Raw genomic sequence first — 14,844 nt, 5'->3', positions numbered from 1 at the left:
CGCACGCAACGCGGCCATCGGATTCACCGCGCTAGGGCCGCCATCCGCCGCCTGAGGCCTTGAGGGCTGAGCGTGAGGGCTTCGATAACAACGTCGAAGCCATCGATGCGCTGACGAATACGCGCCTAGATCCCTAGCAGCTTGCGCGCGTTGGCCTTCAACACCTTCGGCCGGATGTCGTCGCGGATGTCGATCTTGGCGAAGTCCGACAGCCAGCGGTCCGGCGTGATCACCGGCCAGTCCGAGCCGAACAGCATCTTGTCCTGCAGGATCGAGTTGATGTAGCGGACCAGGATCGGCGGAAAATATTTCGGCGACCAGCCGGACAGGTCGATATAGACGTTCGGCTTGTGGGTCGCGACCGACAGCGCCTCTTCCTGCCAGGGGAAGGATGGGTGGGCGAGGATGATCTTGAGGTCCGGGAAGTCAGCCGCGACGTCGTCCATGTACATTGGGTTGGAAAATTTCAGCCGCATGCCCATGCCGCCGGGCATGCCCGATCCGACGCCGGTCTGGCCGGTGTGGAACAGCGCGATCGCGCCGCCATTGTTGATCTCTTCGTAGAGCGGATAGGCCATGCGGTCGTTGGCGTAGAAGCCCTGCATGGTCGGATGGAATTTGAAGCCGCGCACCCCGTATTCCTCGATCAGCTTGCGCGCCTCGCGGACGCCGAGCTTGCCCTTGTGCGGATCAATCGAGACGAAGGGGATCAGGACGTCGAGATGGTCGGAGGCGATCTCCAGCATCTCCTCATTCTTGTAGCGGCGGAAGCCGGTCTCGCGCTCGGCGTCGACCGGGAAGATTACGGCCGCGATGTTCTTCGAGCGGTAATACGCCGCGGTCTCCGGCACGGTCGGCGGATGCTTGTGCGGCGACTTGAAGTAATCCGCCATCTGAGCCTGAAAATCGTCATAGCCGTCGTCGGGATGGGTGCCGCAGGGCTCCTCGGCATGGGTGTGGATGTCGATGGCGACGACGTCGTCGATGTTCGGCAGCTTCAGCTTCGGCATTGGTTTCCTCCCGACGGGTTGCCGAATTGATTATATGATATAACGAAATTGGCAAGGCATCGTGGAAAGCGAGGCCGGCAAGCGACTAGATTGAGGCCGATCCGGCCGTTTCTACTTGCATGGGGTTGTTTTTCCAGAATTTGCTGGTTCGCAACATGGCAGTTAACATTGACATCCAGTCCCGCGATGCCTTAGAAACCGCCCCGTCCCGGGCGGTCGTCCGCCAGCGGGAAAGATCTCATTTTGCCACATTCGCGCGTGCCGAAACGGTAGTGCCGAACACGGCCTTTCGAACGTTCAGGATTCTGCCATGAAGGTCCGTAACTCGCTGAAATCACTGCGCGGTCGCCATCGCGCCAACCGCCTGGTCCGCCGCAAGGGCCGGGTCTATGTGATCAACAAGGTGCAGCGCCGCTTCAAGGCCCGCCAAGGCTGATCTGGGCGGCTGATATTGCCCTGCCGGACGCCCGAGCGCGCGCCCCGCAAGACCACGGCCTCACACGAGTTTGACGCCGCCCCTGCTATGCAAGGGCGGCCTTGCGCGCTTACACTTCGATCATGGCAGTGAGATTCCTCTTCGCGCGCACCCTTTGTCTGGCTCTTGTGCTGGGAGCCGCCGGCCTCGCTCCGGCGCTGGCGCAGCAGATTGATCCGCCGCCTCCGCCCGGCAAGCAGAAAAAGCTTCCGGAAGCGCCGGCCAAGCTGCCCAAGGTCGACCGCACCAAGAATCTCGATTTCCTGTTCGGCGCGCTGAAAGCTGCGCCCGACGATGCCAGCGCCAAGCATGTCGAGGCACGGATCTGGGCGATCTGGATCCAGACCCCGAGCGACACCGCGGCGCTGCTGATGGCGCGGGCCAAGACCGCGGTCGATGCAAAGAAGATCGAGGTCGCGATCAAGCTGCTGGATTCGGTCGTCAAGCTCAGGCCCGACTACATCGAGGCCTGGAACCGGCGCGCGACGCTCTATTACATGCAGAACGACTATGGCCGCTCGCTCGCCGACATCCGCGAGGTGCTGATCCGCGAGCCCCGCCATTTCGGCGCGCTCGCAGGCCTCGGCATGATCATGCAGGAGGTCGGCGACGAGAAGCGCGCGCTCGAGGCCTACCGCAAGGCGCTCGCCGTCAATCCGCATCTCGAGAAGATCCCCGATCAGGTCAAGGCGCTAACCGAGAAGGTCGAAGGCCGCGATATTTAGCGGACAAGTCGATCATTGCTCGATCGAATTCGGCGCAGGCGGATTAACCACGATGACACGCGCCGCGATACGAGGGGTATGGGTGACACCGCCGCGGGCCTACCTTCACGGCGGGAGCACAGCCATGAAGCGTTTGATCTTTGCAGGTATATTGCTGCTGGCGTCGGGGACGATGAGCCTCGCCGACGGGCTGTTCTGGGTGGTCGGCAACAACGCCACCGGAAAATGCAGCATCGTCACCAGTAATCCCGTGATCATCGGCGACGTCTGGTTCGGTGACGGCCCCTACAAGTCCAAGGCCGATGCCAAGCTTGCCCGTTCGACGATCCGCGCTTGTCCCGCGCTCACATTAGACGAGCAAAAGGACGAGGACAGCACGAACTAGGTCGACAAGCGACCTAGTGCAAAACGCTGCCTTCGCGCTCGGCGAGGCCGTGATCGACCGCTGCGGCGTAGGCCTTTGCAAGCTCCGACTCGAGGTGCTCGTTGATCAGCAGCAGCGCGCGCACGGCACCGCGCAGGTCGCCGTTGCAGCCTTGCCACGATCTCGTCGATCGGAGTGTCTTTGGATATCAAGCTCATCGAAATTCTCCGGTTCAAATCAGGACAAATCCTGCCGGTCTTTCCCGCATCCCCTGGGGTTGCGAGCAGGATCGGCGCCCACCCGCGTCCAAATGGCGGAACCGACCGTGGCGATTATATGGAAGCCGCGATGACGAGTGCATGAAGCTGTTTCGAAGCTTGCGCGCTGCGGGGAGTAGCATTGATTTCGTTGCGTTTTTCCCGCCGGAATTATGCACATATCCACAGCCCCGTCATTTCCAGTGGAGCGCCGGGTCTCCTTGGGCGAAACTGCCGCCCCCAAGCCCCCGTAACTGCCCTGTGCCCTCGATCGCCCGGATTCTCTCCATGATCGTGATGTCAGTCGTGACCGCGCTGGTTCTGCTGGCGCTGGTCACGCAGGCCGGCGTCCTCGTCGTGCAACGCGCCTTCCCACCGCAAGGCCGGATGATCGAGGTCGATGGTGCTGTGCTTCACGCCGTCGATATCGGCCCGCGCGATTCGGGCCTGCCGATCGTGATGTTGCACGGCGCGAGCTCCAACCTGGAAGTGATGCGGCGGCCGCTCGGCGATCTCCTCGCCCAGAACCATCGCGTCATCCTGATCGACCGTCCCGGCCATGGCTGGAGCACCCGCGCGCGGCGGCGGGATTCGACGCCGGAAGTCCAGGCGCGGATGATCGATGAGGCGCTCGGCAAGCTTGGGATCGCTCGCGCGGTCTTCGTGGTGCATTCCTGGAGCGGTGCGCTCGGCGCGCGGTTGGCGCTCGATCATGCCGCCCGCGTTGCGGGCCTCGTGATGCTCGCGCCCGTCACCCATCCCTGGCGCGGCGGCGTCGGGCGCTACAACGAGATCATCGCAACGCCCGTGATCGGCCCGCTGCTCGCCTACACCGTCACGCTGCCGCTGGGGTATTTCGTTGCCGAGGCCGGCGCGCGCAGCGTCTTCCTGCCACAGACGATGCCGGATGGTTTCGTGCATGACTCCGCGACGCCACTGCTGCTGCGCCCGCGCGAGTTCATCGCCAATGCCTATGATCTGGTGACGCTGAAGGAAGCGGTCGCCGCGCAAGTCGCCCGCTACGGCGAGATATCGGCGCCGGTCACGATCATCGCCGGCGAAACCGACAAGACGGTGAAGACCAACATCCACGCGCGCCCGTTCGCCGCGACTGTCCAGAATGCGAAGCTGATCGTGCTGCCTGATCTTGGCCACATGGTGCAGAACGCGGTGCCGGATCTCGTGAAGACCGAGATCGAGACGATGATCGGAAAAATCGTCCCGGCGCCGGCGGTCGCCGATTAGAGCGTTTTCGAGCGAAGTGGATACTGGTTCGCGTGAAGAAAACGCGTCAAAACAAGACGGTGGAGCTTCGGTTCTGATTCAATCAGAACCGAAGCTCCAGCGACCGCCGTTCACGGGCTTACTGCTTGATCTTCCCGTCCTTGTCGAACTGCGACACATAGGTCCAGAGATTGTTGATCTCGGTCTGGTTCTTGATGCCGGCGAACGCCATCTTGGTACCTGGGATCTTGGCCTTGGGGTCCTTGATGTATTCCTTGAACTGGGCCTCGTTCCAGGTAATGCCCGAATTCTTGTTCGCGTCGGAGTAATTGTAGTCCGGCGCGGTACCGGACTTGCGGCCGTCGAGGCCGTTGAGCTCGGGGCCGACCTTGTTCTTGGCGCCTTCGCCGATCGCGTGGCAGGCCAGGCATTTGTTGAACGACGACTTGCCGGCCGCGGCATCCTGCGCCATCGCGGCAGGTGCGGTGGCAATCGCGGTGAGGATGGTCAGTGCGCCAAAAATCAGTTTTGTCATCGGGTGCTCTTCGTCTCTTCCCTGGGGGTCTGGTCAGTTACTTGCCTGATCGGCAATCGTCGGACCTGCCGGTTTTGGCAGGCCTGCCCGGCTTGGACAAGCCGCCAAACCATGACAGGTTTCACGATTTCCTACTTGTCCCAGAGCGAACTCGCGCAAGATCGTCGATCCGACTTTCGGATGGCCTACCCAAACCACCGCGGACGTGGTTGATTTGTCGCGACAAATCGATCGTGCGGCGTCAGCGGGAAGGATACGCCATGAAGGATGTGATATGGCCATCATGATGCCTGCGAGCGACCAGGCCGTGCTCGCGCGCCGCGCTGAGATCGTGGCTGCATTGCGCGCAATCGTCCCAGGCGAAGGCGTGATCGACAGCGCCGCCGAGATGCGGGCCTATGAATCCGACGGGCTGACGGCCTATCGGCAGCCGCCGATGGTCGTGGTGCTGCCCGACACGACCGAGCAGGTTTCGCTCGTCCTGAAATATTGTGCAGGGCAGGGCATCAAGGTGGTGCCGCGCGGTTCCGGCACCTCACTGTCCGGCGGCGCGCTGCCGCTGGAAGACGGCGTGCTCTTGGGCCTCGGCAAGTTCAAGCGCATCCGCGAGATCGATTTCGACAACCGCGCCGTCGTCACCGAACCCGGCGTCACCAACCTCGCGATCAGCCAGGCCGTCGCCCATGCCGGGTTCTACTACGCGCCGGATCCGTCCTCGCAGATCGCCTGCTCGATCGGCGGCAATGTCGCGGAGAATTCCGGCGGCGTGCACTGCCTGAAATACGGCATGACCACCAACAACGTGCTCGGCTGCGAGATCGTGCTGATGAGCGGCGAGATCCTGCGCATCGGCGGCAAGTCGGCGGAGAACACCGGCTATGACTTGATGGGCGTCATCACCGGCTCCGAAGGGCTGCTCGGGGTCATCACCGAGATCACGGTGCGCATCCTGCAAAAGCCGGAGACGGCGCGCGCGCTGATGGTCGGGTTCGCGCGAGTCGAGGCGGCCGGCGAATGCGTGGCGCGCATCATCGGCGCGGGCATCATTCCCGGCGGCATGGAGATGATGGACAAGCCTGCGATCCACGCCGCGGAGGCCTTCGTCCATGCCGGCTATCCGCTCGATGTCGAGGCGCTCCTCATCATCGAGCTCGACGGTCCCAGGATCGAGGTCGACGAGCTGATCACGCGCGTCGAGACGATTGCGAATGCTTGCGGCTCGACCTCCTGCCAGATCTCGACCTCGGAGGCCGAGCGCAATCTGTTCTGGGCCGGTCGGAAAGCTGCGTTCCCCGCCGTCGGCCGCATCTCCCCGGACTATCTCTGCATGGACGGCACCATCCCGCGCGGTGCGCTGCCGAAGGCGCTGGCGCGCATCCGCGAGCTATCGGAAAAATACCAGCTTGGCTGCGCCAATGTGTTCCATGCCGGTGACGGCAATCTGCATCCGCTGATCCTCTATGACGCCAACAAGCCCGGCGAGATCGAGCGCGCCGAAGCCTTCGGCGCCGACATCCTGCGCGCCTGCGTCGAGTTCGGCGGCGTGCTCACCGGCGAGCACGGCGTCGGCATCGAGAAGCGCGATCTGATGCCGGAGATGTTCAGCGAGATCGACCTCAACCAGCAGCAGCGCCTGAAATGCGCCTTCGACGCGCAGGGCCTGCTCAATCCCGGAAAGGTGTTTCCGACCCTGCACCGCTGCGCCGAGCTCGGCCGCATGCATGTCCACGCCGGCAAGCTGGCGTTTCCGGACATCCCGCGGTTCTAGCGTCGCCCCGCAGCAACGCGCCAAATTTGATTTCCGCTGCAAACTTGGATACCGGCTCACTCGTGGATACGCTCAGGGTTAGAGACGCCAAAGACGTCGAAGAGGTGGTGCGCGCGGCGATTGCCAATGAGCAGCCGCTCGAGATCATCGGTCATGGCAGCAAGCGCAGCATCGGTCATGCGATGGCGACCAACGCCGTGCTCGACGTCTCCGCGCTGAATGCCATCACCGCCTACGAGCCCAACGAACTCATTGTCACGCTCCAGGCCGGGGCGCCGCTGGCCGACGTGCTGTCGCTGATCGATGCCAAGAACCAGCAATTCGCCTTCGAGCCGATGAACACGGCGCCGCTGCTCGGCACGCCCGCGCTCGGCACCATCGGCGGCATGATCGCGGCTGGCCTGGCCGGTCCGCGCCGGATCAGGGCGGGCGGGGCGCGCGACCATCTGCTCGGGGCGCATGCCGTCTCCGGTTTCGGCGACAGCTTCAAGACCGGCGGCAAGGTGGTGAAGAACGTCACCGGCTACGACCTCTGCAAGCTTCTCGCCGGTTCCTGGGGCACGCTGTCGGTCATGACCGAGGTCACGTTGAAGGTGATGCCGAAGCCGGAGGCCGAGCGGACGCTGCTGCTGCGCGGGCTCGACGATGCCGCCGCCAACAAGGCGATGACCGCGGCGCTCGGCTCGCCCTTCGACGTTTCCGGTGCCGCGCACCTGCCAAAATCGGCGTTCCGGACCAGGACCGAAGGTCTCGGCGATATAGCGGGCCAGGGCGAGGCGCTGACCGTGCTGCGGCTCGAAGGCATTACTGCCTCCGCCGCCCACCGAGCTGGCTCGCTGCGCGAATTGCTGGCCCCGTTCGGACCCGCGACGCTGGTCGAGGACGTCGCGTCCGCGGCGCTGTGGGCCACGATCCGGGACGTCGTGCCGTTCGCTGCCAGTGGCGCGCTGGGGGCCTGGCCGGTCTGGCGGATCGTCTGTCCGCCGGCGTCGGGCGCAGCGCTCGGGACGCTGCTGGCGCGCGAGACCGGCGGCGACGTGATCTACGATTGGGGCGGCGGACTGATCTGGGCGGCGTTGCCACCGAAATCGGACGCCCACGCCCCGGCCGTGCGCGAACGTACGAAAGCGGTCGGCGGGCACGCCACGCTGATCCGGGCCGCTGAGGACATCAGGCGCGGTGTCGACGTATTCCACCCGCAAGCCGTTGGCATTGTCGCGTTGAGCGAACGAGTCCGCGCGAGTTTCGATCCGAAGACCATCCTCAACCGGGGCCGGCTGACGCGGGGCGCTACGGCATGAAGACCGAATTCTCACTCGCGCAGCTCGCCGACCCCGACATCGCGGAAGCCGACAAGATCCTGCGCGCCTGCGTCCATTGCGGCTTCTGCACCGCGACCTGTCCGACCTATGTGCTGCTTGGCGACGAGCTCGATAGCCCGCGCGGCCGCATCTATCTGATCAAGGAGATGCTGGAGAAGGACCTGACGCCGACGGCCGAAGTGGTCAAGCATGTCGACCGCTGCCTGTCGTGCCTGTCCTGCATGACGACCTGCCCCTCGGGGGTCAATTACATGCACCTTGTCGACCAGGCCCGGGTCAGGATCGAGCAGCGTTATGAGCGGCCGCTGACGGAGCGGCTGCTGCGCCGGTTGCTGGCCTTCGTCCTGCCCGACCCGCGGCGTTTCCGCGTGAGCATGGTGCTGGCGCGGCTGGCCCGCCCGCTGGCCGTGCTCCTGCCGACGCCCCGGCCATCGGCCACGCCCGGCCTGATCCAACGCCTCAAGGCGATGCTGGCACTGGCGCCGAACCGGCTGCCGCCGCCGGGACCCGCCGCCGGCAGTGTGTTCGCAGCGCTCGGCAAGAAGCGTGGCCGGGTCGCGCTGCTCCAGGGCTGCGCCCAGCAGGTGCTGGCGCCGCGCATCAACCAGGCCGCCATCAATCTCCTCACGCGCCACGGCATCGAGGTCGTCCTTGTCAGGGACGAGCAGTGCTGCGGCGCGCTGACCCATCACCTTGGTAACGACCAGGACGCACTGGCCCGGGCTCGCGCCAATATCGCGGCGTGGCGTGCGGAAGCGGCCGGCGAGGGGCTCGACGCCGTCCTGGTGACGGCATCCGGATGCGGCACCGTGATCAAGGACTACGGCTATCTTCTGCGAGAGGACGCTGCGTTTGCCGCCGATGCGGCGATGGTCTCCGCACTCGCCAAGGACATCACCGAATACGTCGCCGGCCTCGGACTCGCGGCCACCGCGCGACAGGACAACATCGTCGTCGCCTATCACTCAGCGTGTTCGTTGCAGCACGGGCAGAAAATCACGGGCCTTCCGAAAGAATTGCTTTCCAAGAATGGATTCGTGGTGAAAGATGTGCCGGAGAGCCATTTGTGTTGCGGTTCGGCGGGGACCTACAACATTCTCCAGCCCGAGCTTGCGGGCCGGTTGCGCGATCGCAAGGTCGCCAACATCGCGAGCGTCAAGCCGGACATGATTGCCACAGGCAATATCGGCTGCATGGTGCAGATTGCCAGTGGCACGTCAGTTCCGGTCGTACACACGATTGAGCTTCTCGATTGGGCTACGGGCGGATCGCGGCCGGCATTGAACGCGCAAGTTTGAGCTTTCAAAGGCCTGAGCTTTCGTCCGGAGGTGACGGCTGAAGACGCCCGATCGACCATTGTTCGGCGGCAACAGGAGGACCACGATGGCGAAAGCGAAGAAGAAGAAAAGCAAGAAGGCCAAAAAGGCCAGGAAGGCTGTAGCGGCGAAGAAGACCGCAAAGAAGGCAGCCAAGAAGTCCGCGAAGAAGTCTGCCAAGAAAGCCACCAAGAAATCAGCGAAGAAGGCCGCGCCGAAGAAGGCCGCAAAGAAGTCGGCCAAGAAGGCAGCTAAGCCGGCTGCGCCTAAGAAGGCTGCCAAGAAAGCGGCACCGAAGAAGGCGAAGGCAGCTCCCGCGCCGAAGCCGTCAACGCCAGCAGCTCCGGCTCCCGAGCCTGCCGCCGAGACAAGCTGGGCGATGCCTTCGTCTTCTGCGGAAGCGACGCCGGCCGAGGGACAAGGTTAGGCCAAAGGCTGGATCCAATCCGACGACCATGATCGACAACAGGAAGGCCGCAGCGGTGATGCTGCGGCCTTTTTGCATCGGTGCGACGGCGCGCGGAGATTGTCTTGTCCGGGAGCAGCCTGATTCGTAGCGCGGACAGCACGGTACCGCGGGTCCCGTACTAATCCGGGCATGTCTGTGCGCTTTGCAATGCAAATGATGTGATCGGGAAGACACACAGGCTGACAACCTTTCGTGGAATCGTCAGAACGCCCAAAAAGTCGGCAGATGCCTGCGATATTTGCTTCACGGTTCACGTCACCCCATCCAAATTGCCGCGGTTACGAAATTTGCAATCAGGTCGTGCGTTCCGGGGGGCTTCCGGGATCCGACTAGGGTCTTAGAACTGGTGATGGGGATCGAAATGAAAAAAGTGGCTTTGTTGGCAACGGCGCTGGCAATGGTGACGGGTTCGGCTTTCGCGGCAGACATGGCGGTGAAGGCCAAGAAGGCCCCGCCAGTGGTTGCGTTTGACCCCTGGGATATCGCCTTCGGCGGCGCCATCATGAGCGACTACATCTTCCGCGGCGTCACGCAATCGAACCACAAGCCGTCAGTCGCGGCCTATTTCGAGCCGCGCTACAACGTCAACAAGGACCTCCAGCTCTACGTCGGCGTGTCCGCCGAGAGCATCTCCTTCGCCAATCGCGCTGCTGCTGAAGTCGACATCTACGGCGGTATCCGCCCGACCTTCGGCGCCTTCGCCTTCGACATCGGTATCTGGGGCTACCTGTATCCGGGCGGCAGCTGCGCCGACAACGTGCTCACCGGCGGCATTCCCGCGCGGCAACGTCTGCGCTGTCAGCACGACCACGATCTTCCTCGCCGACGGCAACGTCATGAAGAAGGACGTCAGCTTCCTCGAAGTCTACGGCAAGGTGAACTACACCATCAACGACAGCTTCACGGTCGGCGCGACCGAGTATTACTCGCCGAACTTCCTGAACTCGGGTGCCTGGGGCAACTACGCTTCGTTGACCGCCAAGTACACGGCGCCCAGCACAGCCTTCGGCGCCTCCGGTATGGGCATGTACGTGTCGGGTGAATTCGGCCGGCAGTGGTTCGGTACCTCGGACGCCTTCTACGGCACCGGCGTCGGCACCGTTTTCGCCAACGGTATCCCCTACAAGGACTACAACACCTGGAATATCGGCATCGGCTTCACCTACAAGGTGTTCACGCTGGACTTGCGTTACTCCGACACCGACCTGAACAAGGGTGACTGCAACGCCTTCACCAGCGCCTTCAACGCCACCGGCACCACCAACGTCACCGCGATCAACCCGGGCGGCGCCGGCTCCAACTGGTGCGGCGCGGCCGGCATTGCCAAGCTGTCGTTCGACCTGACGGCGATGAGCAACCTGAAGTAAGCTTCTTCCCGAAGCGACTAGATAAGGGCGGCAGGGCAACCTGCCGCCCTTATGCTTTGGGTTGGGGTCTGCGAAAGGGCGTGGCCTTCATGGTTCGAGACGCGCCGTAAGGCGGCGCTCCTCACCATGAGGGTTGGGATTTCGCCGCGGGGCAGGACCTCATCCTGAGGGCCCGCCAGAGGCGGGCGTCTCGAAGGATGGGCCGCACGGAAGCCGCCCATCGGTCGTTTGAAAGCGATAGCCCGCGGGCCATCGCCGTTGCGCCTCAGCGCGCCGCGCTCGGCTCCTTCTCGACCGGCGCGCCACTGTCACCGAGAACGTGGATCGCGCCGTGCTTCACCATCGTTACCTTGCGGGTATGGAAGGCGTCGAGCGTCGAGCGGTGGCCGATGGAGACGAGGGTAGCCTGTGGCAGCTTGTCCGTCAGCAGCCGGTACAGCCGGGCCTCGGACGGTTCGTCCAGCGAGGCCGTGGCCTCGTCCAGGAACAGGTAGTCCGGCGCGTGCAGCAGCGCGCGGGCGAGCCCGAGGCGCTGCTGCTCGCCCAGCGACAGCATCCGATTCCAGTGGCCTTCCTCCTCGAGTCGCTCGGCGAGGTCGGGCAGCCCGACCGCGATCAGCGTGTCCCTGACGCGTGCGGTTTCGAATGCGCCCGGCGCGGCCGGATAGACCACGGCGTCGCGCAGCACGCCGACCGGGAAATACGGGCGCTGGGGGAGCATCATCAGCTTCGCCTTTTCCGGGACGAAGATGGTGCCTGTGCCGAACGGCCAGATGCCGGCGATGGCCCGGAACAGCGTCGACTTGCCGGAGCCTGACGGTCCGGTCACCAGCACGCGCTCCGACGTCTGGATGGAGAAGGCGTCGGCGGCGACCAGCGGCGTGCCGCTCGGCAGGTTCACGCAGAGCTGTTCGAGTGCGATAGTGCGATTGACGCCGGCGGGCTCGAGGGCAATCGCCGGCTCGTGCGGCGGCAGGTTCGCGGCCGCATCGACCGACATCTCGAAGCCGTCGAGGCGCGCGACGATCGAGCGCCATTCCGCCAGCGACCGGTACGCCGTGACGAAGAACGACAGTGCGCCCTGCACACTTGAGAAGGCGGAGGCGGTCTGCATCATGTCGCCAAGCTGAATCTTCTTGGCGAAGAAGGCCGGCGCCACCAGCACGTAGGGAAAGATCACGGCGGCCTGCTGATAGCTCGCGGTGAACGCGGTGAGGCGCTTGGTCCGGCTCATGATGGCGTACCAATTGCCGATCACGAAGCCGAAGCGCTCCAGCAGGCGGCCGCGCTCGGCGCCTTCGCCCTTGAGCAGCGCGATCTGCTCGGAGTTCTCGCGGACGCGGACGAGGTTGAAGCGGAAGTCGGCCTCATAGCGCTGCTGTTCGAAATTGAGATTGACCAGCGGCGCGCCGATCCAGTGCGTCAGCGCGGTGCCGAAGATCGCGTAAACCAGCGCGCCCCAGCACAGATAGCCGGGGATCATGAGGTCGGCGCCGAACAGGTGCAGCGGCGCAGCGTTGGACAGGCCCCAGAGGATGATCACGAAGGAGAACAGCGTCACGATCGACGAGAGCAGGCCGAGCCCGATGGTCAGGGTCTGCTCGACGAAGTTCTTGACGTCCTCGGTGATGCGCTGGTCCGGGTTGTCGGCCGCATCGCCCTTGAGCTGCATGCGGTAATGGGTGGCGCCTTGCAGCCATTCGCCCAGATAGTGCCGGGTCAGCCATTGCCGCCAGCGGATCTGGAGCCACTGGTTCAGGTACAGCTTGTAGACCGCCAGCGCGATGAAGGCGGAGGCGAGGCCGACGAAGATCCAGATCTGCGTGACGAAGGCATCCCAGTCGCTATTCTGGAGCGCACTGTAGAACCGGTTCTGCCACTGGTTTACCAGCACGTCGATCGCGACCAGTGCCCAGCTCCATCGCGATCACCGCGGCCAAGAGGCCGCGGCCGGCCCATTTGTCCTCGGACCGGAAATAGGGGATGGCGATTCGCCAGACGATCGCGAGCGTGGCGCGGATGTTCTTCACAGAGCTGGGTCTCCTGAGGGGATGTGCACAACTGCCCGGGGCCAAAGATTTGGGGCGCGACGGCGGAAACGGGCGCGCTTAGACTAAAGTCGCAGGTTCTGCAATTTGCGTTGGCTTGTCGCAGCTTGCAACCCTAGCATGGGCCTCAACGGCGCGGGGTGGGGTGCTTCGGGATTTCGCGGGCTTGTGAGCGGGAGGGGAACCGCTGCATTCGCGAGGAATTCGCGTTCAACTCGGGGGTTATCGCTTCAGCGTCGAGCAGGATCGGCTGTCCACGCGGGCCGCCTGCCGCACACATGCGTGGGGGAGGAAGACCATGTGGAATCAAGTCTATGACCCGTTGCACAGCCCTGTGCTGTCGACGATCGCGGCGGCAGTCCCTGTCGTCACACTACTGGTCCTGATCGCGAGCGGGCGCGTCCAGGCTCATATTGCGGCGATTATCGCCGTGATCGTGGCCAATCTGATCGCGATCTTCGTCTTCACCATGCCGGCCAACATGTCGATCCGCGCTTCGGTGCTGGGCATCGTCACCGGTTTCTTTCCGATCGGCTGGATCGTTCTCAACGTCATCTTCCTTTACCGGGTGACGGTGACCACCGGACGCTTCGAATTGCTCAAGCGCGCGGTCGGCGGGGTCACCGAGGATCGGCGGCTGCAATTGCTGTTGATCGCGTTCTCGTTCGGCGCCTTCTTCGAGGGTGCTTCGGGCTTCGGTACCCCGGTCGCGATCACCGGTGCCGTGCTGATCGGCCTCGGCTTCTCGCCGCTCGCGGCCTCCGGCCTGTCGCTGATCGCCAACACAGCACCGGTCGCCTTTGGCGCGCTGGGCACGCCGATCCAGGGCCTCGCTTCGGTCACCGGGCTCGATCCCTACATCCTCGGCGCGATGGTCGGACGGCAGTTGCCGATCTTCTCACTGATCGTGCCGTTCTGGGTGGTGTGGGCGTTCGCGGGCTGGAGGGGCATGAAGGACGTGTGGCCGGCGGTTCTCGTCACCGGCGTGTCGTTCGCAGTCCCGCAATTCGTGATCTCGAACTTCGTCAACCCCTGGATCGTCGACATCGGCGCGTCGCTGATCTCGATGGGGGCGCTGATCCTGTTCCTGAAGGTGTGGCAGCCCAGGCAGCTCTGGCTGTCGCCGGCGCTGCGCAGCCGTGATGAATCGACCGCCACCATGGCGGCCGCAAAACCGCTCGACAAGACGCCGCTCACCCAGAGCGAGATGTTCAGCGCGCTGCTGCCTTGGATCATCGTCTGCATCGTGATGCTGATCTGGGGCAACGGTGCCTTCAAGACCTGGGCGAACTCGATCTTCACCTGGAACTACCCCGTTCCCGAGCTGCATCAGATGATCAACAAGATGCCGCCGGTCGCACCGGGACCGACGAAAGAGAGTGCGGTGTTCGGCTTCACCTACCTGTCCTTCACCGGCACGGGCATGCTGATCGCGGCGATCATCTCAGGCTTCCTGATGGGCGTCGGTCCTGGCCGGCTCTTGACGGAATACGGCCGCACCATCCGGCTGTGCGCGATCTCGCTGATCACGATCTCGGCGATGCTCGCGATCGGCACGCTGACGCGGCTCTCCGGCGTGGACGCGACGCTCGGCCTCGCCTTTGCTGCAACCGGCGTGCTCTATCCCTTCTTCGGCACGCTACTCGGCTGGTTGGGCGTGGCGCTGACGGGATCGGATACCGCTTCCAACGTTCTGTTCGGAAATCTTCAGAAGATCACCTCCGAGCAGCTTGGCCTGTCGCCGATCCTGATGGCGGCGGCAAACTCGTCCGGCGGCGTGATGGGCAAGATGATCGACGCCCAATCGATCGTGGTCGCCTCGACCGCGACCAACTGGTACGGCCATGAAGGCACCATCCTGCGCTTTGTGTTCTGGCACTCGATCGTGTTGGCTTCCCTGGTCGGCGTGTTCGTGACGTTACAGGCCTATGTCTGGCCGTTCACGGCGATGGTGCTGAAGTAGC

12 protein-coding genes and 3 pseudogenes are annotated in these 14,844 nt (G+C 64.0%); 11 read left to right on the top strand and 4 right to left on the bottom strand.

The genetic code is table 11. The features are described 5' to 3' along the window. Window positions 1-125 precede the first annotated feature (125 nt). Window positions 126-1,010, bottom strand: a complete 885-nt coding sequence (locus ACVWW3_RS26105; protein WP_247339808.1) for an amidohydrolase family protein — start codon at window positions 1,008-1,010, stop codon at window positions 126-128. A gap of 310 nt (window positions 1,011-1,320) precedes the next feature. Here ACVWW3_RS26105 and ykgO point away from each other — a divergent pair, with 310 nt between their 5' ends. From ykgO to ACVWW3_RS26090, 3 genes are all read left to right on the top strand, one after another. After that, window positions 1,321-1,446, top strand: a complete 126-nt coding sequence (ykgO, locus tag ACVWW3_RS26100) for a type B 50S ribosomal protein L36 (RefSeq protein ID WP_006611362.1) — start codon at window positions 1,321-1,323, stop codon at window positions 1,444-1,446. A 122-nt stretch (window positions 1,447-1,568) separates the two neighbouring features. Further along, a complete protein-coding gene (locus ACVWW3_RS26095; RefSeq protein ID WP_247339809.1) occupies window positions 1,569-2,210 on the top strand; it encodes a tetratricopeptide repeat protein in 642 nt (213 codons plus the stop codon). 124 nt (window positions 2,211-2,334) lie between these two features. Beyond that, window positions 2,335-2,595 carry a hypothetical protein gene (locus ACVWW3_RS26090; protein ID WP_247339810.1) on the top strand — a complete coding sequence of 87 codons (261 nt, stop codon included), beginning with the start codon at window positions 2,335-2,337 and terminating at the stop codon, window positions 2,593-2,595. 13 nt (window positions 2,596-2,608) lie between these two features. On the opposite strand, the pseudogene ACVWW3_RS26085 reads toward ACVWW3_RS26090, so the two are convergent. Continuing rightward, window positions 2,609-2,792, bottom strand: a pseudogene (locus tag ACVWW3_RS26085) (hypothetical protein). Here ACVWW3_RS26085 and ACVWW3_RS26080 point away from each other — a divergent pair. Both ACVWW3_RS26080 and ACVWW3_RS26075 read left to right on the top strand, forming a co-directional pair. Further along, entirely contained in the window at window positions 2,776-2,937 is a 162-nt protein-coding gene (locus ACVWW3_RS26080; protein ID WP_456672466.1) for a hypothetical protein, read from the top strand. The pseudogene ACVWW3_RS26085 and the gene ACVWW3_RS26080 overlap by 17 nt on opposite strands. 182 nt (window positions 2,938-3,119) lie before the next feature. Continuing rightward, entirely contained in the window at window positions 3,120-4,076 is a 957-nt protein-coding gene (locus tag ACVWW3_RS26075) for an alpha/beta fold hydrolase (RefSeq protein ID WP_456648204.1), read from the top strand. A 118-nt stretch (window positions 4,077-4,194) separates the two neighbouring features. Here the strand turns inward: ACVWW3_RS26075 and cycA are convergent, their stop codons facing one another. Beyond that, a complete protein-coding gene (gene cycA, locus ACVWW3_RS26070; protein WP_247343671.1) occupies window positions 4,195-4,590 on the bottom strand; it encodes a cytochrome c-550 CycA in 396 nt (131 codons plus the stop codon). A 274-nt stretch (window positions 4,591-4,864) separates the two neighbouring features. On the opposite strand from cycA, the gene ACVWW3_RS26065 reads away from it, so the two are divergent. The 5 genes and pseudogenes from ACVWW3_RS26065 to ACVWW3_RS26045 all read left to right on the top strand — a co-directional run bounded on the left by ACVWW3_RS26065 (window position 4,865) and on the right by ACVWW3_RS26045 (window position 10,832). Beyond that, entirely contained in the window at window positions 4,865-6,358 is a 1,494-nt protein-coding gene (locus ACVWW3_RS26065) for an FAD-linked oxidase C-terminal domain-containing protein (protein ID WP_456648205.1), read from the top strand. Window positions 6,359-6,420: 62 nt separating this feature from the next. Beyond that, entirely contained in the window at window positions 6,421-7,659 is a 1,239-nt protein-coding gene (locus ACVWW3_RS26060; protein ID WP_456648206.1) for an FAD-binding protein, read from the top strand. Continuing rightward, on the top strand, window positions 7,656-8,978 hold the full coding sequence (gene glcF / locus ACVWW3_RS26055; protein ID WP_456648207.1) for a glycolate oxidase subunit GlcF: 1,323 nt from the start codon (window positions 7,656-7,658) through the stop codon (window positions 8,976-8,978). The genes ACVWW3_RS26060 and glcF overlap by 4 nt, the downstream gene beginning before the upstream one ends. An 85-nt stretch (window positions 8,979-9,063) precedes the next feature. Next, window positions 9,064-9,423, top strand: coding sequence for a histone (locus ACVWW3_RS26050; protein WP_456648208.1), 360 nt, complete (start codon window positions 9,064-9,066; stop codon window positions 9,421-9,423). A gap of 403 nt (window positions 9,424-9,826) precedes the next feature. Beyond that, a pseudogene (locus ACVWW3_RS26045) lies at window positions 9,827-10,832 on the top strand (TorF family putative porin). A gap of 265 nt (window positions 10,833-11,097) precedes the next feature. Here ACVWW3_RS26045 and ACVWW3_RS26040 read toward each other — a convergent pair. Beyond that, window positions 11,098-12,862, bottom strand: a pseudogene (locus tag ACVWW3_RS26040) (ABC transporter ATP-binding protein/permease). Window positions 12,863-13,178: 316 nt separating this feature from the next. Here ACVWW3_RS26040 and ACVWW3_RS26035 point away from each other — a divergent pair. Continuing rightward, window positions 13,179-14,843 (top strand): L-lactate permease, encoded by a 1,665-nt coding sequence (locus ACVWW3_RS26035; RefSeq protein WP_456672177.1) that lies wholly within the window; start codon window positions 13,179-13,181, stop codon window positions 14,841-14,843. Window position 14,844: the final 1 nt, after the last annotated feature.

The organism is Bradyrhizobium sp. LM2.9, from assembly GCF_054056555.1.
This window is presented reverse-complemented; position numbering and strand designations above follow the sequence as displayed.

Bases quoted from the DNA above. Each gene is read 5' to 3' on its own strand.
- ACVWW3_RS26065 (WP_456648205.1), top strand. From the start codon at position 4,865: ATGGCCATCATGATGCCTGCGAGCGACCAGGCCGTGCTCGCGCGCCGC.
- glcF (WP_456648207.1), top strand. From the start codon at position 7,656: ATGAAGACCGAATTCTCACTCGCGCAGCTCGCCGACCCCGACATCGCG.
- ACVWW3_RS26090 (WP_247339810.1), top strand. From the start codon at position 2,335: ATGAAGCGTTTGATCTTTGCAGGTATATTGCTGCTGGCGTCGGGGACG.
- cycA (WP_247343671.1), bottom strand. From the start codon at position 4,590: ATGACAAAACTGATTTTTGGCGCACTGACCATCCTCACCGCGATTGCC.
- ACVWW3_RS26075 (WP_456648204.1), top strand. From the start codon at position 3,120: ATGATCGTGATGTCAGTCGTGACCGCGCTGGTTCTGCTGGCGCTGGTC.
- ACVWW3_RS26050 (WP_456648208.1), top strand. From the start codon at position 9,064: ATGGCGAAAGCGAAGAAGAAGAAAAGCAAGAAGGCCAAAAAGGCCAGG.
- ACVWW3_RS26105 (WP_247339808.1), bottom strand. From the start codon at position 1,010: ATGCCGAAGCTGAAGCTGCCGAACATCGACGACGTCGTCGCCATCGAC.
- ACVWW3_RS26095 (WP_247339809.1), top strand. From the start codon at position 1,569: ATGGCAGTGAGATTCCTCTTCGCGCGCACCCTTTGTCTGGCTCTTGTG.
- ykgO (WP_006611362.1), top strand. From the start codon at position 1,321: ATGAAGGTCCGTAACTCGCTGAAATCACTGCGCGGTCGCCATCGCGCC.
- ACVWW3_RS26035 (WP_456672177.1), top strand. From the start codon at position 13,179: ATGTGGAATCAAGTCTATGACCCGTTGCACAGCCCTGTGCTGTCGACG.